The following is a 21222-nucleotide window of genomic DNA, read 5'->3' as shown; positions in this document are numbered from 1 at the left end:
CATGAAAAATCCCATCAAAGCCTCAGTTGTCATCGCGGTCTGCATCGGCATGAGCTGTTCGCCGTGGCCGATGGCCTTGAGTGTTGCAGGCACCGTATCGTCAAGTCAGCCGCGACCGCAGATCGTCATCGCCATCGGCAATTCAGAGTCGATGGACGGCGATCTGAGCGGCGCCATCATGACCGGCTCGGGCATGCTCTCCAGCGGGCTCACCAGCCTGTACAACAGCAGCTCGCCACAGCAATACGCGGTGCCCGCAGGCTTCACCCCGCCGATGACCCCGAGTCAAACGGCCTCCGCACCCTACACCTACAAAAACGGCAGCGGCACCCTGATCGACAACGGCGCCAGCCGCCTGAACGTGGCGAAGGCCGGGATTTCGACCGTGCTTGGCCAGTACCTACCCAGCATGGACTTTGCGCTGGAAGACTACTCCACCTCGGGATCCACCTTCTATACCACCTGGGTGTATTACATGTCGCCCAGCAACGGCTTTCGGTTTGCCAACAGCCTGCCGACCAATGGGTTTACAAGCTACGCGAAGTACCAAAGCTTCATCGCCGCAAATCCAAACGCCTCACCTGCGCCCACGCGCTGGGTCAATAACCCGTGCTACCAATACAACAATGCATCGTCCTCAGTGAATAGCTACTGCGGGTCGATCGCCAGCCTGTATGGTTCGAGCACCCTCAAGAACAACCAGTACATGCAGATCGGCGCATCAAGCGACGATCCGAACATCAATGACGTTTTATACAGCTACAGCCCAACATCGCAAAACGGCGGACCACTTTATGTAGATTATCAAGGTGTTTATAACGCGAATTACAAATATAACCAAATTCCCCCTTATTATATTCAACTAGCTGGAAACCCCCAAAACCCATATCCTCCAAACCCTCCAAATTCAGCCATCAATCAAAAAAGTTACTTTACATTGAGCCAGTATGAGGCAGGCCATATTTACGTCGGCTACAACGCGTCTACTGGAAATTATTCTTATGATTCCACTGGGCCGACAAATGCTGGTTTTGTTCCTTACTCGCCGCAGGTCATGTACGCCCAGCGCGGTTTTGGTTATGGAGCGAATCAAAGCGCCACGACCGGAAACACCGTGGTCGGCATGACCAACCTGGGGAGCAACCCCTCCACCGCGAGTGTCAGTTCCGCGCTTTCGAAATTTCAAACTGTTCTGCAGCCTGAAACGAACAGTCTCTCCACAACGGAAATCAAGGCGTTGGCAGGCCAGTCGCCCACCGCAGGCCTGGTGCAGGGGGCGGGCAACGTTCTGAATAATCTCACCGCCTCGTGTGCAGGGCAGTATGTGATCCTGGTGACAGACGGTCTGCCGACCATGGACTTGAACAAGAACAACTGGCCACCGCTGGGCAGTGCCGCCGGTCAGGGCTATGGCGTGTATGCAGCGTTCTATGGCATTGCGGGCAACAGCAATTTCGGCATCAACAACGACAGTAACAACCTGCCCAGCGGACAGACACAGGGCGCCTTGGACGCCAGCAACACCAACGACCAGGCGCTGATCGACACCATCAGCGCAATCAAGGCACTGAACCAAAAAGGCATCAAGACTTATGTGGTCGGCCTGGGTGCCGGGGTCGATTCGACCGCCAACCCTGCTGCTTATGACGCCCTCAACGCCATGGCAATCGCCGGCGGCACCGGGCAGGAATACCCGGCGAACAATGTGGCCGCATTCAACGCAGCGCTGAGCAGTATTGCAGCGCAGATTTTCGCCAGCACCGCAACCTCTGCTCCAGTCGCACCAACGACGTTGCAGGCCGGCTCGCTGATCTACACCGCGACATCGAACAACACGCCGGGCGCGATCGCCGGCCACATCCAGGCTTTCCAGACGGTCGCCGCGCCGACCAGCACGGCCAGCGCTCCGCTGGGCACCCCGACTGGATCGGCTCTCTGGGATGCTGGCGATGCAACGCATATGCCCGCATCACAGCGCCAGACGGATCTCTACACCACGACCACCACGACCTATGGCTCGGGGCCGGGTTCCGGCGGTATCGACACGCTGCAGAACATCGGCCTCAACACCAGCAGCCCGAATTACAACCCCAATGCCTTCGCGCTGAGCGCAACAACCTGCGTGGCCAACATCAACACCCTGCTGGCCTATACCTTCGACCCCTCCTTCAACACCGCCGGAGACACCACCAACACCGCTGCGCTGGGATTTCCCAGTGGGGTCTCAGGATGTTCTTATTTGGCCGGCAGGCAACTCAACTGGATGCTGGGTAGCCTCAGTGCCAACGATCAGGTGCATTACCTGGGCGCGCCGTCCACTCCGAGCGACTTTTCGATCGGCGGCTATGGCACCTTTGCCAGCAACAACAAGGGACGGGAAAGCCTGCTGACGTTCACCAGCAATGACGGCTTCGTCTATGCGGTCGATGCCACCAAAGGCTTGCTGGTCTGGGGATGGATGCCGCCGGTGCTGCTGCCAGGCTTGCAGAATTACACCCAGTTCGAGTCGCAACAATCGCTCGACGGCGGCTACACCCTTGCAGACGCGGTCGACACCGCCACGTCTCCGCAGGCGGCAGACTGGGCCACCTATGTGGTCGGCACGGCGCAAGGCGGTGCGTATCACTACGCGCTCAAGCTCAGCAGCAATACCGCCGCGTCGAGCCCCAGTCCGCCGGTGCCGGTTGCCCAGACCTGGGGAATTTCCGTGCCCGGCGGCAGCTCGCCGCAATTGCAGGCGCCGCTGATCGTCACCCTCGGTGGCATGCAGTACGCGGTTTTTGTCGTCAATACCACGACGGGCAGCGGCAGCTCGGCGGTGACCACCAGCACGCTGTACGAGGTCAACGTCGCCACGGGTCAGCCGGCATCGGGCACGGTGCTGTCGGCGCCGTTGAACCTGGGCAGCCATGTCGTGGTCAACAGCGCGCTAAGTTACGACAGCGCCAGCCAAACCCTGTGGCTGGGCGACAACCAGGGCGGTATCTGGGCGCTGAACCTCTCGGGCTCGGCGGCACTGGACGTGCCGTCGCTGCAGAACTACGGCACCACGGCTCCGGCTGCTGCAATCAATTACCTGGGCTACAGCATCGTCAATGGCCAACCCTATGTCTGGGCTGCGTCGCAAAGCCAGATCACGGTGTTCGCGTTGTCCGGAGCGAATTCACGCATCATCTGGTCCAGCAACAACCAGACCGGCTCGCTGTACACCAATGGGTCGCTGCAGACCGTCTCCAGCAATGTGGTGATGCCGCTGCAGCCCAACGGGCAAATCTCGGCAGCTCCAGCCATCATTTCCGGAGTGCTGGCGGTCCCGGTATATGTGCCGCCGTCGGCCACCTCCTGTGGATTGGGCAACGGGTACGACGACCTGTTCGATTTCGCTACGGGTGGTGCGCCCAAGGCCCCGATCACATTCAAGAACATGGTGGTCACGACCGGTGTGCTCAATCTCGGCCCAGGCGTGCCGTTGACCCCCAGCTCTTACGCCGCAAGCTCTGGCAGCGTGTTCTTTGCCGGCACGAATGCATCGGGTTTTGGCAACACCAGCTCGAGTTTTGGGGTCGGCGGAATCAACCAGACTGTGCTAAGTCATCCCATCGCCTGGCGCCAATACTGACCCCCTCGACGCGCTGTCGGCTTTTGCCCACAGCGCGTCGAGATGTTCTGTGCGGTTTTTCACACATGCGCCGCCCTGGTGCGTCGGCCTGCCTACCGCCCAACACGTGGCCGCACTACAAAGCGGGGATGTCTGCTCCCTTTCTTGCACGCATGCGCATGCGCCGCCTGCTTGGCTTCACCCTGCTGGAGTTGATGATGGCCATTGCGCTGGTCGGGGTGCTCACGGCCATTGCGCTGCCCATTTACAGCGGCTACCGCCTGAAGGTCCAGAATGCGCAGGCGCAGCAGGATGTGGTGGCCATGTCGGCGGCGATCCAGAGCTACTGGGTCTATAACCGCACGCTGCCGAACTCGCTGGCCGACATCGGCATGGCGGGCAAGCTCGACCCCTGGGGGCATCCCTACGTCTACTACAACATCGAGGTCAACGGCAAAGGGCATGCGCGCAAGGACAAGGCGCTCAACCCCCTCAACACCGATTACGACCTCTACAGCATGGGCGCGAATGGGCAGAGCAAGTCGCAGATCGCCAACAAGGTCAGCCTCGATGACATCATCCGTGCCAACAACGGCGCGTACATCGTCGCCCCTGCAAAATTCGTTTTCCGTTCCCCAACCGGACGGAACGCCACCCCATGAGACAGCCGCGTCGGGATTGGGGCGGCGAGCCCACAGTCTCAGGCCAGTGCCCAAGCGGGGCCGCGGGCGGGCGGTGAGGCGCCCATCGCCCGCGCACCCCCCAGCGCCTGGCGCAGCAGGCGCAAAAAAACCGGGCCCAGGCCCAGACGGACGATGGCGCGCAGCAGCCATTTGATGTTGTAGCCCGCCGCGCAGCTCAGGGCGTGCAGCGCATCGCCCAGCGCCCCCTTGAGCCAGCAGCGATCCAGGCGGTGATCGGCCTTCAAGTGTCCGATGGCCGGCTCTACCGCCGAGCGGCGGCGCAGCCAGGTGCGCTGCTGTGCAGTCAGGCGCTTGAACTTGCCGCGGTGCAGGATGTGCCGGCCCGGGTTGTCGGCATCCACCCCGCGAAAGCCCAGATCGACGACGACATGTTGGATGGTCACGGCCCAGTCCTGCATCAGAATGGTGGCCTGTTCCAGTGCCGCATGCAGGATGTGGCCGTCATAGGGATTGCCGGGGAAGGTGCGCGCCCCCAGCATCAGCCCCTGCTGGTGCGAGACCACCACGGCCGTCTTCACCCCAAACTCGTAGGGCTTGCGCGCCTTGCCCTTGCCGATGCACTCCACCTCCGGGGCATGCAGGGCGTAGAGTTTGTTCTTGTCTTTGGGTTGCTGCGTGCGCACGGCTTCAGCCCGGGCCATCCACTCCTGGAGCGCAGCCAGCGCTTTGGGGGAAGACGGGACAAAGTCCGCCGCCTGAAGCGTGCGCTGCACCGCGCGCAGCACAATCCCCAGGATCGTGCGCTGGCGTTTGATCACGCGCTGCAGACGCCGCAATTGCTTGGCGTGGGCATAGCCTGCCGCCTTGAAGCGCAAGGCCTTGCCTTCCTTGGCGTAGGTCTGCTTGAGGGGGATGCCTGCTTGTTTGGCGCTGCGCACCACCTTGTGGCGGGCGATCTCCAGCAGGCGGCTGTCGGTGGGGTGGGCGATGGCCTTCTCCTGCACGGTGGTGTCGACGATCACCCGCTGCAGCTCCTGGGGCTGCACGGCGCGGGTGGCCACAGCCGTGTCGATGGTGGCCTTGAGGAGTTCTTCCAGGCCGTCTTCCCCCAAGGCGCGGCGAAACCTCCCGACCTGGGTCGCGTCGCACGGCAGGCGGTGTTCAAAGTACGCCTGGCCCGAGAAGAACTGCCACAGCACGTTCTCGCTCCAGCGCACGACCAGTTCCTCATCGCTGACGTTGAAGGTGTGCTTCAGATACAGCAGGCTGATCATCAGCCGCAGGGGCAGCCGTGGACGACCCGCAGCACTGGCGCCTGCACCCACAAGTGCCTGATTGGGGCCGAACAGGTCCATGCCTTCGACCACGGTGCCTGCGCGCACTTGGCGCGCAAACTTCTCGGCAATGGCCGCCTCCAGTTGCGCCCAGGGCAGTCGTGTGGCCAGCACCGCCAGCGGGTCGCCCAGGTTGATCATCGCGTCGATGCGGCTGCGGAAAAAGTCGGGCGTTGCCATCCAGAAATCCCTCAGAAAATCGCCTCCACCATAACGTTTCTCAAGGGATTCGGTGCACCGAAAAACACAACAAAGTGTGCATTCATGCGGGGTGCAGGGGTTTTGCAGGGGGGACTACATCGGCCTGGCCTCCAATTATTGAGGCCGTGGTGCGCATCTGGCTCCTGCCCGGTGGCGTGCGGGCACCGCGCCGCTGACCGCCGATGAAACCTCCGCGTCTGTCCACGCAGATGTTCGGCAGCCGGCTGGCGCGGCAGTTGTTCGCATTGTTCGTCGTCGCGGCGCTGGTGCCGCTTGCAATGTCGGACTGGTTGTCGAGCACGGCGGTGAATGCGGTGGCGCGCCAGCTCTACATGCAGAGCCAGCAGCGCATGACCCGGCAGGTCAGCCGCCAGGTGTTCGACCGCCTGCTCACCGCGAAGGCGTTGCTGCGCTCGCTGCCGCTGGCAGCACCCCAACCCGACGTGCCGCCGCCGGGCATGGGGCGGGTGTTCCTCGCGCTGCTGCAGCTGTCTGCCCAGGGCAAACCGGAATGGGCCTCGCCGAATGCCGCCACTCTGTGGGCAGACTGGCTCAGCGCCACGCCTCACATTCCGCCCGTGCAACCGACGGAAAGCAAAAGCGCAGGCCAGCCGCAGGTGCTGCTGCGCACACGCAGCATGGCGGGCCAGCCTGCGCGGGTGTATCTCGCAGCCCTGCAAAGCGGGCAGGTGCGCTGGGTGGCCGAGCTCAACCCGGAGTTTCTCTGGAGCCCGGTGCATGACGCCATGGATGGCGGCGTGTGGCGGGTGCGCAATGCGCAGGGACTGCAGCTGTATCCGGCAGAAGTGGCCGAGAAAGACACAGACGCAGCCGGGGCAGACCATGCATCTCCGTTTGAATTCCAGCTGTTTCTGGGCGGAGAGTTCGGCACACCCGACTGGGTGTTCACCCAGCAGGCGCCGCTCCCGCAGGTGAACTGGCTGGGCTGGCCGCTGGCGGTCTGGCTGGGGCTGGTGGCGGTGGCCACGCTGCTGCTGATCGGGCTGCTGGCGCAGCGGCAGATTCGCCGCACCCTGGTGCCGCTGGAGCGGCTCACGGAAGGCACGCGGCGCCTTGCGGCAGGCGACATCAGCACACGGGTGGAAGTGCACAGCAAGGATGAATTCGGCAACCTGGCCGACGCATTCAACGACATGGCCGCACGGCTCGGCGCGCAGTTTCATGCGCTGGAAGGGTTGGCTGCGATCGACCGCGACATTCTGTCCAGTGCCTCGGTGGACAGCCTGGCGCAGCGGGTGCTCGATCAGCTGAAGGCGCTCTACCCCGAGGCCGAGGCGGTCATCGTCTGGCAGCAGAGCAGCCGTGTGTTTCGCCGCGCCATGCTGTGGCAACGCGGCAAGCAGAACAAGACGGTGTTCGACGTGCGCGACGTGGCCTGCGACGCCACCGCGCACGCGCAGTGGTCGCAGCTGCAGCGGGATGAAACCGTCCCCGCCGCCACATTGGCGCGTGGCCATGCGCACGACGCGCCCTGTCTGCGCAGCCTGATGCCGCCAGCCGCCGACTGGGTGGCGCTGCTTCCCCTGCGGCAGGGTGAGGTGGTGCGCGCGCTCCTCGCCATCGGCCTGCCAACCGAGCCAGCGCCGGGGGCCTTGCACGCCGCAGCCGAGCTGCGCGACCGTCTGGCGGTGGCGTTTGCCGCGCAGGACCGCCAGCAGGCGCTGATGCATCAGGCCACGCACGACAGTCTCACCGGCCTGCTCAACCGCCACGGCCTGCACCAACGACTCGGCGACCTGCTGGCCCCAGACCGACAGACCCCCAATCTGGCCCTGCTCTATATCGATCTCGACCATTTCAAGGAAGTGAACGACAGCCGGGGCCATGCCACTGGCGATGCCTTGTTGTGCCAGGCCAGCGACCGCCTGCGCGAGCGCGTGCAGGCCGACGCGCTGCTGGCACGTCAGGGCGGGGATGAGTTCACCCTGATGCTGCCGCAGGCCGACGCAGCCACCGCACAGGCTGTGGCCGAGACAGTGATTCGCGCGATGAGCGAGCCGTTTCATCTGCCCGGCGGCGACTTCCAGGTGGGCGCCAGCGTGGGCATCGCCCTGTGCCCGCAGCACGGCCGCACGCCCGACGAACTGCTGCGCTGCGCGGACATCGCGCTCTATGCCGCCAAGGCCTATGGGCGGGGCCGGGCGCAACTGTTCAACCCGACGCTCGATACCGAAGCCCGTGCGCTGGCCGCGCTGCTGGCCGACTTGCGGCAGGCGCTGGCGCGCGGTGAATTCGTCGCCTTCTACCAGCCGCGCGTGCGCGCCAGCGATGGCGTGGTGTCGTCCTCCGAGGCGCTGATCCGCTGGCAGCACCCGCAGCGCGGCCTGCTGTCTCCAGACGCGTTCATCCCGTTGGCAGAATCCAGCGGGCTGATCGGGCCCATGGGTCAGTGGATGCTCGAAGCCGCCTGCCAGCAGATGGCCGACTGGCGGCGCATGGGCATCATCGTCCCACGTGTTTCAGTCAACGTCTCGGCGCTGCAGCTGGCCCCGGGGCAATTGGTGGGACAGGTGCGCGCCGCACTGGCGCGCAGCGGCATTGCCCCCTCGGCCCTCGAGCTGGAGATCACGGAAAGCCTGCTGGTGGACGACAACCAGAGCGCATTCGCCCAGCTGGCCGCGCTGCGCGACATGGGCGTGACCATTGCGCTCGACGACTTCGGCACCGGCTACTCGTCGATGGCGGCGCTGCGCAAGCTGCCGATCGACGTGATGAAAATCGACCGTTCGTTTGTCACCGACCTGGAAACCGACGCCAGCGCCCTGCCCTCGGTGCGCGCCATTGTGGCGCTGGCGCAGGCCGCGCAGCTGCATCTCGTGGCCGAAGGCGTGGAAACCGAAGCGCAGGCGCGCATGCTGCGCGAACTGGGCTGCCAGGAGTTGCAGGGCTACCTGTATTCCCGCCCGGTGACGCCGCCGCAATTCCTGCAGGTGCCCGGCTTGCGCCATCAGCCGCCCGCAGCCTGAGCCCGGCGCAGATAAAACCCGTGATACACATCGACTGAATGCGCGGGTTCGAAGGCGATGCGGCAGTGCTTGTCCGGGTTCTGCCAGCGGTCGACGATCTGGTAACCCAGGCGGGTGAAGCCCTCCAGAAACGGGCCGTAGGCCGCAATGCGATAAGGGCAGAACGCGGTGCCGATGCTCTGCAGGGTGAAAAAATCCTGCCCGCCGTTGTCCAGGAGATGCAGCGGCGTGAGGTTGACGATGAGGTGGCGCGGCGGATTGTCCAGGCAAGCCAGCCGCTGCGCCAGGGTGTCGGGCAGGTATTGCAGCACCCCCAGTGCCAGCAGCACGTCGGCGCCCTGCGCGCCGCTGAAATTGCCGTCGAAGCGCAGGCGGCCAGCGGGGTCGCGCTCGCGGGCAATGTCCGCGCCGCGCGCCATCACCGCCGGAACATCGCTCACCGTCCAGCGCAGGCCTTCGGGATAGTCGAGGTAGCGCTGGTAGCCGTAGTAGCCAATGCCGATGTGCCCGCCTAGGTCGAACACGGTCTTGCACCCCAGCGCAAACAGCTTCTGCAGCCAGAAGATCACCGGATAGTCGCTCGGGTAGATGCGCTTGATGCGCTCGAGATACATGCCGGCCGCGTCGGGGTTGTCATAGCCCAGCGGACGGGTGGGCGGCGCGCTGGCCTGCGCGGCGTCGAAGCTGGGGTAGATGCCGCGAAACAGATTGGAGTCGGTGTTGCTGGCAAAGGCGGCCTCCGCGCGCTGGCGGCGCAGCGCGCCGAGTGGCGGCAGATCAGCAAGACGGTCGAGGGCGGCGTGGGCGCGTTCGAGCAGGGGCATGGCAATCTCCGGGGTGCAGTGCACTGTATCAGCCAGCAAGTGACCCCCGATTTGTAATCACAGTTGCCGATCTGTATCCGTGTGTTGCATTTGCGTGCCAAGATCAAACGAAGCCGATTCAGCGAACCGCCGCCCAAACCCGATTGCGAAGAATCAATATTTCTGCATGCCTGCAGGCGCAGCATCTCGCCCATTCTTTTCAACGAGAGCGCAGGTCATGCAAACGAATCGACAAGCCCGGGGCAGCCGCCCATGGCGCGCAGCATGGCGGCGGTTGGCGCCTGCCGCCAGTATTGCCGTCTGCCTGCTCGCGCCCGCAGCAATCGCCCAGGCGCAGGATGCCGCCAGCTTTGTGGCGCAGAGCGGCGTGCAGGTGCAAGGCGCCCAAGCAGCGCACGCCCAAGCAGCGCAGGACGACTGGCATGTGGTGCCCAGCGTGGTGCCCACGGTGCAGAAAGGCAATGTCGGCAAGGAAATGCCGCAGGATCACAGCCAGTTTCCGCAGCTCAAGGGGCCATTCACCTCGCCCGAGCAGGTGACCAAGGCCTGCCTGAGCTGCCATACCGACGCGGCCAAGCAGGTGATGTCGACCATCCACTGGACCTGGAAGGCCTACGACCCGGCCACCAAGACGCTGGTGGGCAAGAACCATGTGTTCAACAACTTCTGCGTCAGCCCGATCAGCAACGAACAGTTCTGCACCGTGTGCCATGTGGGTTACGGCAGCACCGATCCGGACAAGTTCGTGCCCTTCGACCACCGCTCGCAAGACCATGTCGATTGCCTGGTGTGCCACGACCACACCAAGACCTATCGCAAGATTCCGTTCATCGGCGGCAACCCGGCGATGGAAAAAATCGCGGTGCGCCCCGGTTGCGGTGAGGTCTACGGCACGGACAAGCCCTATGTCGAGGCCGAGGACCTGGCCAAGATCGCGCAAAGCGTGGGCGCGCCCACGCGCTACACCTGCGGCCAGTGCCACTTCTACGGCGGCGGCGGCGATGGGGTGAAGCACGGCGACATGGACAGCTCGCTGGCCAACCCCGCACGCGCCGAAGACGTGCACATGGACGCCAAGGGTCTGAACTTCTCCTGCCAGGAGTGTCACAAGACCGAGAACCACAACGTCAGCGGCTCGCGCTACGTCACCGACATGATGACCCACGATCATCAGTTCATGCGCGGCAGCCCGCACAACACCCAGGCGGCAAGCTGCGTGTCCTGCCACGGCGCCACGCCGCACAAGGGCAGCGACCTCAACAGCCAGATCCAGGCCGCCACGCTGAACATGCACACCCGCGACATCGCGTGCGAGACCTGCCACATCCCCGAGTTCGCCCGTGGTGGCCTGCCGACGAAGATGGAGTGGAACTACGCCACCGCTGGCAAGCTGGCGCCCAACGGCTCGCCGCTGGTGATCAACGACAGCCACGGATGGAACACCTACTGGGGCGTGAAGGGCAGCTTCAAGTGGGCTGAGAACGTGGTGCCGCAATACCGCTGGTTCAACGGCGTGGAGCGCTGGATGAACATCGGCGACAAGGTGCAGAACTTCAAGAACAAGGACGGCGTGGTGGAGCTCAACGCCATCGAGGGCAGCCCGACGGATGGCAAGTCCAAGATCTTCCCGTTCAAGATCATGCGCAACAACCAGCCGTATGACACGCAGAGCGGCCTGCTCGCGGTGTTTCACTCCTTCGGCTTCGACAAGGACTCGTACACCATGAGCTACGACTGGCAGACTTCGATTGCCGCCGGGATGAAGGCCGCGCACCTGCCGTATTCCGGGCATTACGGCTTCGTCAAGACCGAGATGTACTGGCCGATCGAGCACATGGTGGCACCCAAGACGCAGGCGCTGTCGTGCATGCAGTGCCACGCCAGCGACGGCAGGCTGCAGAACATCGACGGCGTGTACATGCCGCACCGACCGAAAGACCACAACCCCTGGCTGGAGCGCATCGGCCTGCTGGCTGCCGCACTGGCGCTGGCTGGCGTCACCCTGCACGGCCTGATCCGCTTCGGCCTGTGGCTGCGCCGCCGTCATTGAAAGGACATTGCCATGTCAACCCAAAAACCGACGACGCACCGCGTCTACAAGTTCACCCGCTTCGAGCGCTTCTGGCACTGGAGCCAGGCCGCGCTGATCATCACCATGCTGTTCACCGGCTTCGAGATTCATGGCTATCTGGGCGGCTTCGATTTCGAGCATGCCCTGCTCATCCATGAATACGCCGCATGGATGCTCATCACGCTGTGGACATTCGCCATCTTCTGGCACTTCACCACCGGGGCGTGGAAGAACTACATCCCCGACCTGCGCCCGCAAAGCCTGCTGACCGTGGCGCGCTACTACGCCTGGGGCATTTTCATCGGCGAAAGCCACCCCTACCACCCCACGCCCGACCGCAAGCACAACCCGCTGCAGCGCCTGGCCTACCTGTGGCTCAAGCTGATGATCAACCCGCTGATCTGGGCCAGCGGTGTGTTGCTGCTGTTCTTCAGCTATGACTGGATTCGCTTGTCGCCGCTGGGCCTGCAGCTGAGCTGGGTGGGGCTGACCCATACCGCTGCCGCCTACATGATGCTGCTGTTCTTCATCCTGCACGTCTATCTGGGCACGACCGCGCACCCGCCCACCGCGTACATCAAATCGATGATCACCGGCTGGGAAGACGAGCACGCGCCTGCTGCCGCAGTCGCCGCCGACAAACACTGAACATCCTGCGCGGCAACTGCCGCGCCCACCGATCAGGACTTCTCACCATGGCTGATTCCCGCCTCAATCTCCGCGCCCCGAGCGCACTGCGCAGCGCGCTCGCTGCGGCGCTGTTCGGCGCCGGGCTGGCTGTCGGCGCACATGCCGCAACACCGGCTGCCGCCTCGGCGCCGCCGGTCAATCTGCAGAGCGCCTCCAACACCGACCTGCCGGGCTCGCCATCGCGGGTGCGCATCGACCAGGGGCTGGGCGTGCATGCCATCAAGCAGCGCGACGGCCTGGTGGTGCTCGACAACGCGGTGCTGCTCAAGACCTATGTCTTCGCGTATGCGAAGCAGCCGCTCGATTACACGGCGATCCTCACGCCGAACACCGAAATGATCGATCCGCCCCAGCCGGTGCGGGCGACCGCCAAGGAGCAGCAGCAGGTCGATGCAATGGTCGCCTTCGACAAGGCGCACCCCAGGCTGCGCATCGATGTGGAAGACATCGCGCTCGACCCGTATGTGGCGGCAAGCAAGGCTTACCCGATCGACAACCGGCTGTTCATCCACGGCGCGGGGTATTACTTCGACAACTCGCCGTATCACTTCACCTACGACCACCCCGAGGCGTTTCGCCATCTGCAGTGCACCGACCCGGCAGTGATGAAGACCATCGACGGCAACATCGCCAACTATGTGCACTTCCACATGGCGATTTTCGCCACCGTGCTGGGTGCTGATGCCAGGACGCAGACCCTGCACCTGCGCGTGGATGAAGTGCAGCTCAAGGACGATCTGGGCAATGTGCTGATCGACCAGAAGGCGCCTTGAGCTCCCCTTGAGCTCCCCTTGAGCCTCCCTTCAGCCTGCGCGGTAGTCCTTGAGGTATCTGCCCTCGAACCAGCGCTTGGCCCAGGTGAATGCGCGCGACGGTGGCAGCACGACGGTCTTGCGTTCGTCGCGAAACACCAGAATGCCCGAGTCGACCGTATCGACGATGCACACCAGCTCCGCCTTGGGCACATGCGCCGGGGGCTTGCCCTCCAACGCCAGCAACAGGTTGTCCGCCGCGGCCTTGGCCTGCAGATCGGCCATGTGCGCCTGCTTGGGCAGCCAGTCCGGGCCGGGGTAGCTGCCGGCATCTCCGGCGACGAACACCCGTTCGAAACCGGGCACGGCGCAATGCGCATCGGCCTGGATGAAGCCGCCGGCCGAGCGCGGCAGCTCGGTCTGGTGCAGCCAGCCGGGGCCGGTCATGCCCGGCATGAACAGAATCAGATCGGCCTTGACCAGGCCGCCTTCGGTCTCTACCCCCTCGGGCGACATGCGCAGCACCTTGTGGCCCAGATGGGTGTCGATGCGGCGCTTGGCCATGTGCGACAGCAGCCCGGTGACCGCCTTCTCGCCCAGGCGCTGACCCGGGGTGGCGGAGGCGTTGAAAAACACCAGCTCCACCCGGTCGCGCTTGCGCTGGCGGCGCAGCCAGGTGTCGATGCCGAACAGCAGCTCGAACATCGGCCCGCCGCGCGCAGCAGAGGGTTCCTGCGGATTGCCGCCAAAGCCGCAGGCGATGCGCCCGCTGTCCATGGCCAGCAGCCGCTCGCGGATTTTTTCCGCCGCAGCCACGCCCTCGCACAGGGCAATGGCCTGTTCGATGCCCGGCAGCTTCTTGATGAAGCGGCCGCCGGTGGCGATGATCAGGCCGTCGTTTTCCACCGGCGCGGCGCTGGTCAGCACGGTGCGCCCGCCGTCCTGCAGCCCGGTCACTTCGGCCGCGAGGAAATCGATCCGGCTCTTCTGCAAAAACGGCGCGAGGTCGATGACCAGATCGGCGCCTTTGCGCACCCCGGTCGGCACCCAGATCAGGCTGGGCAGGTAGACGAACTCCGCCTTGGGCGCCACCAAGGTGATACGCGCCTGCGGTGCCTTGGCGCGCAGCGTGCGCGCCGCAGTCAGACCGGCAAACCCGGCCCCGAGAACAACAAAGTGTGCGGACATGAAGCAACCTTCAGGGGTGAAATTTGCGACAAGCATAGGCCTCGCCACACGCCCATACATTGTGAAATATCAGCATTGCTCTATGTCAGCATCACCGCCCGCCGCAGGTCGCGCGCCAGCGCGGCGCGGCGCTCGGGGCGCAGGTGGCGACCGATCAGCACCTGTTGGTTCCGATCGGCGAGTTGCACCAGACCGCCGTCGAGCGCCCGGATGCGGGTGCGCCGCGGGTCGAACACGGCGCGGCCCTCCTGGCTGCCGCGTATCCATTCCACCACGATGGCGTCGGTGCCGATGGCGATGCGTTCCTGGTCTGCAGCATGGCGCGCGTAGACCAGCATCGCGGCGCCGACTGCGGCCAGTTCCAGGCCGGTGAACGGCGCCACCAGATGCACGCCGCGGAGCCAGAACAGCACGGCCACCACGACGGACGCCAGAGCGAACACGGCGAACGCGCCGAACAGTTGCCCTGGCCGCAAGGCGCAGTTGCGGCGAAAGCGCCATTGCCAGGCGCCGTCCTGCCACACCGGGCGCAGCAACAGGGTGCCGGACACGGGGGCGTGCGGCCAGTCGGGTGCTTGCGCGGGCAGCGTCAGTTCATCCATGCATGGCCTCCCGATGCGAGGCGGAACCCGACTTCACACCGATGCCGCGCGCCAGATGAGCCAGAGCCTCGGCATCGCACACTTCCAGGCGATGCAGCGGCCCGCGCACCCAGCCCTTGCGCCGAAACTCCGACAGGATGCGGCTGACGGTCTCGGCCCGCAGATGCAGATAGCTGGCCATGTCGGCCCGGGCAATGGCTGGCAGGCTGAGGCAGCGCGCGCCACGCTGCGCCTGCGCCGCGCGCAGGCATTGCATCAGCCAATGCGCCATGCGCACTGGCGCGGCTGCGGCCACGATCTGGCGGTGCGCAAAGTTGTCGCGCAGGCGCGCGGCGAGTTCGGCGCTCAGCCGGTCGCAGAAATGCGGCGATGCGCGCCGCGCCGCGTCCGGGCTCAGGCGCATGCGGCAGACCGTGGTCATCGACACCGCCGCGCCGTGGCGCAGTTCGCCGTGCTCGGCGTCGGTCATCGCCTCCAGGCCGAACAGGTCGCCGGCAAAGCTGAAGGCCAGCACGCGGGTGTTGCCCTGCGCATCGCGGCAGACCGACTTGACCACACCCGACTTCACCGCCAGCAGGCAGTCGCCGTCGACCTCAATCGGCGCGTCGGCGCAGAACTCCTGCTGGCGAATCTCCACGCCCTGCGGTTGCGGAAACTCCGCCCCGGCGTCGAGCAGGGCGCAAACGGTCTGCTTGCCGCAGCCGCCGCAGGCATGCAGGTCGCGCAGCATCTTGAGCCGTCTGGCTTTCAGTGCGCCTCTGCTGCGAGCACGCGCGTGGCGTCGGCATTGAGCCGTGGCGGGGTTTCATAGGTATGGAACGGCGCGGGCGACGGCACTTCCCACTCCAGTCCCTCGGCGCCCTCCCAGGGGCGTTGCGGCGCCTTGTCACCCTGTCCGCGCAGCACGGGAATCACCACCGCGAACACGAAGTAGGCCTGCGCCAGTCCGAAGATCCACGAGCCGATGGTCGAGATCTGGTTGAAGTCGGTGAACTGCACCGGGTAGGCGATGTAGCGCCGGGGCATGCCCGCCAGGCCCAGGAAATGCTGCGGGAAGAAGGTCAGGTTGAAGCCGATCATCGACAGCCAGAAGTGGATTTTCCCGGCGGTTTCGTTGTACATGGTGCCGGTCCACTTCGGCGACCAGTAGTAGAACGCCATGAAAATGGCAAACAGCGTGCCGGCCACCATGGTGTAGTGAAAGTGCGCGACGACAAAGTAGGTGTTGTGCACCTGGGTGTCGATCGGCACCATGGCCAGCATCAGCCCGGTGAAGCCGCCAATCGTGAACACGATGATGAAGCCGATGGCAAACAGCATCGGCGTCTCGAACGACAGCGAGCCGCGCCACATGGTGGCGATCCAGTTGAACACCTTCACCCCGGTGGGCACGGCGATCAGCATGGTGGCGTACATGAAGAACAGCTGCCCCACGGTGGGCATGCCCGCGGTGAACATGTGATGCGCCCAGACCAGAAACGACAGAATGGCGATGGACGCAGTGGCATAGACCATCGAGCTGTAGCCGAACAGCCGCTTGCGCGAGAACGTCGGCACCACCGAGCTCATGATGCCGAACGACGGCAGGATGAGGATGTACACCTCCGGATGCCCCATGAACCAGAACAGGTGCTGGTAGAGCACCGGATCGCCGCCGCCAGTGGAGGTGAAGAAACTGGTGCCGAAGTGACGGTCGGTCAGCGTCATCGTCACCGCGCCGGCGAGCACCGGCATCACCGCGATCAGCAGGTAGCCGGTGATCAGCCAGGCCCAGCAGAACAGCGGCATTTTCATCAGCGTCATGCCGGGAGCGCGCAGGTTCAGGATGGTGACGATGATGTTGATCGACCCCAGAATGCTCGACGCCCCGAGCAGGTGCACGGTGAAAATGACCAGATCCATGCCCATGCCCTGCTGCAGGCTCAGCGGCGGGTACAGCGTCCAGCCCACGCCGGGTGCGCCGCCCGGCACCAGAAAGGCCGCCACCCCCAGCACCGCGGCGGGCACGAGCAGCCAGAAGCTCAGATTGTTCAGCCGCGGAAACGCCATGTCGGGCGCGCCGATCTGCAGCGGAATCATCCAGTTGGCCAGCCCGGTGAGCGCGGGCATCACCGCCATGAAAATCATGATCAGGCCGTGCATGGTGCCGAAGGCGTTGAACAGCTCCGGGTTCATCAGCCAGACGTAGGGCTTCCACAGCTCGGTGCGAATGCCCAGCGCCAGGATGCCGCCGACGAACAGCATCACCAGCGCATAGATCAGGTACATCGTGCCGATGTCCTTGTGGTTGGTCGAGAACAACCAGCGCCGCCAGCCGACGGGGTGGGCGTGGGCATGATCAGCCGCATGCGACGGGGCATGCACGGGGTCGAGCACGACGCTCATGAAGAGCTCCTTTCAGGGGGAAGTTCGCGCCGGGATGGCTGCGGTGCGGGCGCTCGTCTGGCGCCCTGCGGCCCACACGGGACAGCGCAGCAAACCGGCAACATGCTGCGCAGCATTCTGTACGCAGCCCTTGCGGGAAGCCCTCAGGGTTTTGGAGAACTGAAGTGAGGCAGATCAAGAGATCGCGGAATTTCGCCATCAGCCGCCATCCGTTCTGCGGTCATTGAGGACGGTGGGCTCGACCAGACCGAATGTCTGTTCAAGTGCGGTGCAACTTCTGGCGCTGGACATGGCGCCCATAGATCGCGGTCCACACATGACGCGTTCCAGATCATGCCCGGGCAAACGGCTCACGCCGGGTCGAAACACTCCACCAGATAGTCGATGAAGACCCGCACCTTGGGAGGCAGGTAGCGGTTTGGCAGGTAGAGGGCGAATAGCTCGGCACGGCTGGGCGGCGCGTAGGCGGCGAGCACTTCACGCAGCGAGCCGTCAAGCAGGTTCTGACGCACGGCGTAGTCGCGCATGTACACCACACCGATGCCGGCGCAGGCGGCACGCCGCAGCGCTTCGCTGCTGTTGCTGCGAAAGCTGCCCCGCACCGGCACGACCAGGGCGCGTCCGTCCTGCTCGAACGCCCAGGTGCCCGCGCCCTCGGCCTGGGGGTATATGAGACAGTTGTGCTGTGCCAGATCCTGCGGGATCTGCGGCGTGCCGTGGCGCTGTAGATAGGCGTCAGCCGCGCAGGCCACCCGCCGGATGCGGTGCAACGGCCGTGCCACCAGCCCCTCGGGAGGACGCGCGGTCAGGCGGATCGCGAGGTCAAAGCCGTCTTCGGCCAGATCGACCTGACGATCGCTGGCGTCAAGTTCGAACCGCACATCGGGGTAGCGTTCGAGAAAGGCGGGCAGAAGCGGCGCCAGACTGCCGTTGGCGAACGCCACAGGTGCGCTCACCCGCAGCTGTCCGCGCGGAGATTCGTGGAACTGGCTCACTGCGGCCTCGGCTGTCTGGGCGATCTCCAGCAGTTGCCCGCAATGTGCGTAAAACGCCGCCCCCGCCTCGCTGAGACTGAGATGCCGCGTGGTTCGGTTGAGCAGGCGCGTGCCCAGTTGGTGTTCCAGACGCGCCACCTGTTTGCTCACCACGGGCAGCGACAGGCCCAGACTGCGCGCGGCCGCGGAAAACGAATGCGTCTCCACCACGCGGGTAAAGATGCGGCATGCGTCCAGATCAAGCATCATGCCTCCTATTATTTCTATATTGGAAACAAATAATTTTAATTGTGCATCTTTATAAATATTACGGAAATTTTTACGCTGCTGTTCTCGTGAGGCCAGGCTGCAAAGCCAGGCGCTTGCATCCACGGGGACCGACTGCGAACAGCTCAGGCCCGGGGCTATCGACAACTTCCAGGAGGACACCATGAAGCGGAATTTGAGTTTTCCCCAGGCGCTGGGGGTGTTGGGTGTGGCGGCCATGGCCTGGGGCGGCATGCTGCCGCTGGCCAAGGCCATGATGGTGCATATGGATGTGTTCGTCATGACTGCCATCCGCTACGGGCTCGCTGCGCCGCTTTTCCTGCTGGCACTGGCTTGGAAGGAAGGCCGATCCGCATGGCGGCTCGACGGCCAGGGCTGGCAACTGGCCGCCCTGGGTAGCCTGGGTTTCGCCGGCTTCAACCTGTTGGGCTACGAGGGCTTGCGCCACACCCAGCCGCAGCAGGCCGCCATCATCATCGCGCTCATGCCGCTGCTCAGTGCCATGGTCAACTGGGCGCTCAACGCAGTACGTCCCAGCGCGGGCACCTGGGTGAGCATCGGTCTGTCCCTGCTCGGCGTGGCGCTGGTGCTCAGCAACGGCAACCCGGCGCACCTGCTGGCGGACAACCACCTCGGCGGCGACGGGCTGGTGCTGCTGGGCGTGCTGTGCTGGGTGATTTACACATTGGCCGCGCACCGGTATCCGGCCTGGTCATCGCTGCGCTTCACCGCCTGGACTTGCACCTTCGGCGCCCTGAGCATCGTGGCCATCGCGGCTCTGGCGGTGGCCCTGGGCCACGCTCAGATGCCGACGTCGCCGGTGTTGCGCGAGTCGGCCTGGGGGCTGGCCTACCTGGTGTTCATCGCCGCCTTCATCGCGGTGCTGGGCTGGAACGCAGGCATTCAGCGCGTGGGCGCCTCGGTAGGTGTGCTGTTCATCAACTTCGTGCCGGTGACGGCCTTCGGCATCGCCTTGTTCCAGGGCGTGCACCTGAGCGGCGCAGAACTGCTGGGCGCGGGGCTGGTGATGTTTGCCTTGGTGCTCAACAGCGCGCTGGCGCATCCACGTCTGAAGACCTTGCTGTCGCGCGGACAAGCCGTGCGCACCTGTCCGCAGGGCTAATGGGCGGCTGTTGCTCCAGCATACTGGAGGTTAAATTGGCGCCACCGCTCCCCACCCCAACCCTCCCCACTGCAGGGGAGAAAGCAAACACGCCTCCCCCACGACTTGGGGGAGGTTGGGAGGGAAAAACATCGTGCCTTGGCAACGCACATGACACGTTCATCCGCTTCCATTCCGCGCTCGCCCCACGGCGCCTTTCGCCACCTTGGTGATCCGCATCGTCCCTACGCTGACCATGGCCACGCGCCGCAGCAGGTCGATGACCCTTTTCTTGTGGTCTTTGAGCTCGTAGTTGTCGAACTTGTCGCGGATGATCGGTTCCTTGGGTTTCTTTTCCTTGTGCTGGTCGAGCACCCAGTCGATGGCGCAGCGGTTGCCGAGTTTGCGGGCCCATGCTTCGCGGACGATGGTTTCGCGTTGGCTGCCGCTGACCTTTTTGATGAGGTCGAGCTGACCGAGGTCGGCGAGGATGAGACCGGAGAGCGCGATGGAATGGTCGCCACACAGCAAACTGGGCGGGAATACACTGGTTCTTGTTTGCACCATTGATGAGGATTGCGAATGGCACTGGCCGAACCGAAACTCGATCTGCATGCCTATTTCGCCTGGGAGAACGCGCAGCCCGAGCGGCACGAGTTTTACCGTGGCGAGACTTTCGCCATGGTGGGTGTGCGGCGGGTGCATGGCATGGTGTCCCTGAACGTGGCGCTCGCGCTCAAATCCGCCCTGCGCGGCAGCCCGTGCGAGGTGTTCACCGAAAGCCTGAAAGTGCAGGTGGCTGACGATGCAGTGTTCTACCCAGATGTGTTCGTCACCTGCCATGCGGACGACCTGCGCACGGAGATGGTGTTTCGCCACCCCACGCTCATCGTGGAGGTGCTGTCCGACAGCACGCAGGGGTACGACCGCAGCCTGAAGTTTGCGACGTATCGGCGCATTGCCGACCTGCGCGAATATGTGCTGATCGACCCGGACAGCCGCAGCGTGGAAGTCTTCCGACGCAACGAGCGCAACCTGTTCGAGCTGCACGATTTCACCGATGCGGCCGAATTGGAACTCGCCAGCGTGCAACTGCGCGTTCCGATGGCGGAAGTGTTCGCCGGCGTCGAGCCGCTACCCGCCTGATCTGCGTTTACAGCGTGGCGCGGCACACGGCGGCGAGCTTGTTGCCGTCGGGGTCGCGCACGTAGGCGGCGTAGAAGTCGGGGCCGTAGTGCGGCCGCAGGCCCGGTGCGCCTTCGCTGCGGCCGCCATGTGCCAGCGCGGCGGCGTGGAAGGCATCGACCTGCTCGCGGCTTGTGGCGGTCAGCGCGATCATGCTGCCGTTGCCGACTGTGGCGGGCTGGCCGTTGAAGGGCTTGCATAGCCACAACGCCAACTCCACGCGGCCTTCGTCGGCATAGCGGCCCCAGCCGATTTCGTGGCTGGGGTCGTCGGCTTCGGTGACGCAGCGCGCGTGGCCCAGCGCGGCCATCAGCGGGTCGTAGAACGCAGCGGCACGTGGCAGGTCGTTGGTGCCGAGCATGAGGTAGGTGAACATGGCGATGTCGTCCTGAACGCA

At 64.5% G+C, this 21222-nt stretch carries 17 protein-coding genes; 8 read left to right on the top strand and 9 right to left on the bottom strand.

Translation table 11 applies throughout. The features are described from left to right. The first annotated feature begins 1 nt into the window (after position 1). Both AC1ZQA_RS03825 and AC1ZQA_RS03820 read left to right on the top strand, forming a co-directional pair. Entirely contained in the window at positions 2–3619 is a 3618-nt protein-coding gene (locus tag AC1ZQA_RS03825; protein ID WP_482678499.1) for a pilus assembly protein, read from the top strand. Between the two features lie 128 nt (positions 3620–3747). Continuing rightward, the gene (locus tag AC1ZQA_RS03820) at positions 3748–4260 is read left to right on the top strand and encodes a type IV pilin protein (protein ID WP_482678498.1); all 513 of its coding nucleotides are present in this window, start codon (positions 3748–3750) and stop codon (positions 4258–4260) included. A gap of 38 nt (positions 4261–4298) precedes the next feature. Here the strand turns inward: AC1ZQA_RS03820 and AC1ZQA_RS03815 are convergent, their stop codons facing one another. Beyond that, on the bottom strand, positions 4299–5756 hold the full coding sequence (locus AC1ZQA_RS03815; protein ID WP_482677102.1) for an IS5 family transposase: 1458 nt from the start codon (positions 5754–5756) through the stop codon (positions 4299–4301). A 203-nt stretch (positions 5757–5959) separates the two neighbouring features. Between AC1ZQA_RS03815 and AC1ZQA_RS03810 the strand changes: the two genes are divergently transcribed. Then, a complete protein-coding gene (locus tag AC1ZQA_RS03810; RefSeq protein WP_482678497.1) occupies positions 5960–8764 on the top strand; it encodes a putative bifunctional diguanylate cyclase/phosphodiesterase in 2805 nt (934 codons plus the stop codon). On the opposite strand, the gene AC1ZQA_RS03805 is transcribed toward AC1ZQA_RS03810, so the two are convergent. Beyond that, positions 8746–9588 (bottom strand): TIGR04325 family methyltransferase, encoded by an 843-nt coding sequence (locus AC1ZQA_RS03805; RefSeq protein WP_482678496.1) that lies wholly within the window; start codon positions 9586–9588, stop codon positions 8746–8748. The genes AC1ZQA_RS03810 and AC1ZQA_RS03805 overlap by 19 nt on opposite strands. Positions 9589–9805: 217 nt before the next feature. Between AC1ZQA_RS03805 and AC1ZQA_RS03800 the strand changes: the two genes are divergently transcribed. Genes AC1ZQA_RS03800 through AC1ZQA_RS03790 form a run of 3 tightly spaced genes read left to right on the top strand, consistent with a single transcriptional unit; the run spans position 9806 to position 13122 of the window. Beyond that, positions 9806–11638 (top strand): tetrathionate reductase family octaheme c-type cytochrome, encoded by a 1833-nt coding sequence (locus AC1ZQA_RS03800; protein ID WP_482678495.1) that lies wholly within the window; start codon positions 9806–9808, stop codon positions 11636–11638. Positions 11639–11650: 12 nt separating this feature from the next. Then, positions 11651–12307 carry a cytochrome b/b6 domain-containing protein gene (locus tag AC1ZQA_RS03795; protein ID WP_482678494.1) on the top strand — a complete coding sequence of 219 codons (657 nt, stop codon included), beginning with the start codon at positions 11651–11653 and terminating at the stop codon, positions 12305–12307. A 47-nt stretch (positions 12308–12354) separates the two neighbouring features. Continuing rightward, on the top strand, positions 12355–13122 hold the full coding sequence (locus AC1ZQA_RS03790; RefSeq protein ID WP_482678493.1) for a hypothetical protein: 768 nt from the start codon (positions 12355–12357) through the stop codon (positions 13120–13122). A gap of 30 nt (positions 13123–13152) precedes the next feature. Here the strand turns inward: AC1ZQA_RS03790 and AC1ZQA_RS03785 are convergent, their stop codons facing one another. The 5 genes from AC1ZQA_RS03785 to AC1ZQA_RS03765 form a co-directional block, all read right to left on the bottom strand. Continuing rightward, complete coding sequence (locus AC1ZQA_RS03785) at positions 13153–14289, bottom strand: NAD(P)/FAD-dependent oxidoreductase (protein ID WP_482678492.1); 1137 nt, start codon at positions 14287–14289, stop codon at positions 13153–13155. Positions 14290–14369: 80 nt separating this feature from the next. Beyond that, positions 14370–14891: a DUF2244 domain-containing protein gene (locus AC1ZQA_RS03780; protein WP_482678491.1), complete on the bottom strand. Its 522-nt coding sequence runs from the start codon at positions 14889–14891 to the stop codon at positions 14370–14372. Then, a complete protein-coding gene (locus AC1ZQA_RS03775) occupies positions 14884–15621 on the bottom strand; it encodes a Crp/Fnr family transcriptional regulator (protein ID WP_482678490.1) in 738 nt (245 codons plus the stop codon). The genes AC1ZQA_RS03780 and AC1ZQA_RS03775 overlap by 8 nt, the downstream gene beginning before the upstream one ends. A gap of 17 nt (positions 15622–15638) precedes the next feature. Beyond that, entirely contained in the window at positions 15639–17276 is a 1638-nt protein-coding gene (gene ctaD, locus AC1ZQA_RS03770; protein ID WP_482678489.1) for a cytochrome c oxidase subunit I, read from the bottom strand. 350 nt (positions 17277–17626) lie between these two features. Continuing rightward, a complete protein-coding gene (locus AC1ZQA_RS03765; protein ID WP_482678488.1) occupies positions 17627–18520 on the bottom strand; it encodes a LysR family transcriptional regulator in 894 nt (297 codons plus the stop codon). A 181-nt stretch (positions 18521–18701) separates the two neighbouring features. Here AC1ZQA_RS03765 and AC1ZQA_RS03760 point away from each other — a divergent pair, with 181 nt between their 5' ends. Continuing rightward, positions 18702–19661 (top strand): DMT family transporter, encoded by a 960-nt coding sequence (locus AC1ZQA_RS03760; protein ID WP_482678487.1) that lies wholly within the window; start codon positions 18702–18704, stop codon positions 19659–19661. Positions 19662–19820: 159 nt separating this feature from the next. On the opposite strand, the gene AC1ZQA_RS03755 is transcribed toward AC1ZQA_RS03760, so the two are convergent. Beyond that, a complete protein-coding gene (locus tag AC1ZQA_RS03755) occupies positions 19821–20255 on the bottom strand; it encodes a hypothetical protein (RefSeq protein ID WP_482678486.1) in 435 nt (144 codons plus the stop codon). Here AC1ZQA_RS03755 and AC1ZQA_RS03750 point away from each other — a divergent pair. Beyond that, the gene (locus AC1ZQA_RS03750) at positions 20223–20786 is read left to right on the top strand and encodes a Uma2 family endonuclease (protein ID WP_482678485.1); all 564 of its coding nucleotides are present in this window, start codon (positions 20223–20225) and stop codon (positions 20784–20786) included. The two genes, AC1ZQA_RS03755 and AC1ZQA_RS03750, sit on opposite strands and share 33 nt — an antisense overlap. 7 nt (positions 20787–20793) lie before the next feature. On the opposite strand, the gene AC1ZQA_RS03745 is transcribed toward AC1ZQA_RS03750, so the two are convergent. Continuing rightward, on the bottom strand, positions 20794–21201 hold the full coding sequence (locus AC1ZQA_RS03745) for a VOC family protein (protein ID WP_482678484.1): 408 nt from the start codon (positions 21199–21201) through the stop codon (positions 20794–20796). Between the last annotated feature and the right edge of the window lie 21 nt (positions 21202–21222).

It is taken from the genome of Thiomonas sp. DCM-2, from assembly GCF_056820905.1.
The sequence above is the reverse complement of the archived record's forward strand: the minus strand, read 5'-3'. Positions and strand labels throughout refer to the sequence as shown.

Bases quoted from the DNA above. Each gene is read 5' to 3' on its own strand.
- ctaD (WP_482678489.1), bottom strand. From the start codon at position 17,276: ATGAGCGTCGTGCTCGACCCCGTGCATGCCCCGTCGCATGCGGCTGAT.
- AC1ZQA_RS03810 (WP_482678497.1), top strand. From the start codon at position 5,960: ATGAAACCTCCGCGTCTGTCCACGCAGATGTTCGGCAGCCGGCTGGCG.
- AC1ZQA_RS03820 (WP_482678498.1), top strand. From the start codon at position 3,748: ATGTCTGCTCCCTTTCTTGCACGCATGCGCATGCGCCGCCTGCTTGGC.
- AC1ZQA_RS03750 (WP_482678485.1), top strand. From the start codon at position 20,223: ATGGCACTGGCCGAACCGAAACTCGATCTGCATGCCTATTTCGCCTGG.
- AC1ZQA_RS03800 (WP_482678495.1), top strand. From the start codon at position 9,806: ATGCAAACGAATCGACAAGCCCGGGGCAGCCGCCCATGGCGCGCAGCA.
- AC1ZQA_RS03765 (WP_482678488.1), bottom strand. From the start codon at position 18,520: ATGATGCTTGATCTGGACGCATGCCGCATCTTTACCCGCGTGGTGGAG.
- AC1ZQA_RS03795 (WP_482678494.1), top strand. From the start codon at position 11,651: ATGTCAACCCAAAAACCGACGACGCACCGCGTCTACAAGTTCACCCGC.
- AC1ZQA_RS03760 (WP_482678487.1), top strand. From the start codon at position 18,702: ATGAAGCGGAATTTGAGTTTTCCCCAGGCGCTGGGGGTGTTGGGTGTG.
- AC1ZQA_RS03775 (WP_482678490.1), bottom strand. From the start codon at position 15,621: ATGCTGCGCGACCTGCATGCCTGCGGCGGCTGCGGCAAGCAGACCGTT.
- AC1ZQA_RS03785 (WP_482678492.1), bottom strand. From the start codon at position 14,289: ATGTCCGCACACTTTGTTGTTCTCGGGGCCGGGTTTGCCGGTCTGACT.
- AC1ZQA_RS03745 (WP_482678484.1), bottom strand. From the start codon at position 21,201: ATGTTCACCTACCTCATGCTCGGCACCAACGACCTGCCACGTGCCGCT.
- AC1ZQA_RS03790 (WP_482678493.1), top strand. From the start codon at position 12,355: ATGGCTGATTCCCGCCTCAATCTCCGCGCCCCGAGCGCACTGCGCAGC.
- AC1ZQA_RS03825 (WP_482678499.1), top strand. From the start codon at position 2: ATGAAAAATCCCATCAAAGCCTCAGTTGTCATCGCGGTCTGCATCGGC.
- AC1ZQA_RS03815 (WP_482677102.1), bottom strand. From the start codon at position 5,756: ATGGCAACGCCCGACTTTTTCCGCAGCCGCATCGACGCGATGATCAAC.
- AC1ZQA_RS03780 (WP_482678491.1), bottom strand. From the start codon at position 14,891: ATGGATGAACTGACGCTGCCCGCGCAAGCACCCGACTGGCCGCACGCC.
- AC1ZQA_RS03805 (WP_482678496.1), bottom strand. From the start codon at position 9,588: ATGCCCCTGCTCGAACGCGCCCACGCCGCCCTCGACCGTCTTGCTGAT.
- AC1ZQA_RS03755 (WP_482678486.1), bottom strand. From the start codon at position 20,255: ATGCAGATCGAGTTTCGGTTCGGCCAGTGCCATTCGCAATCCTCATCA.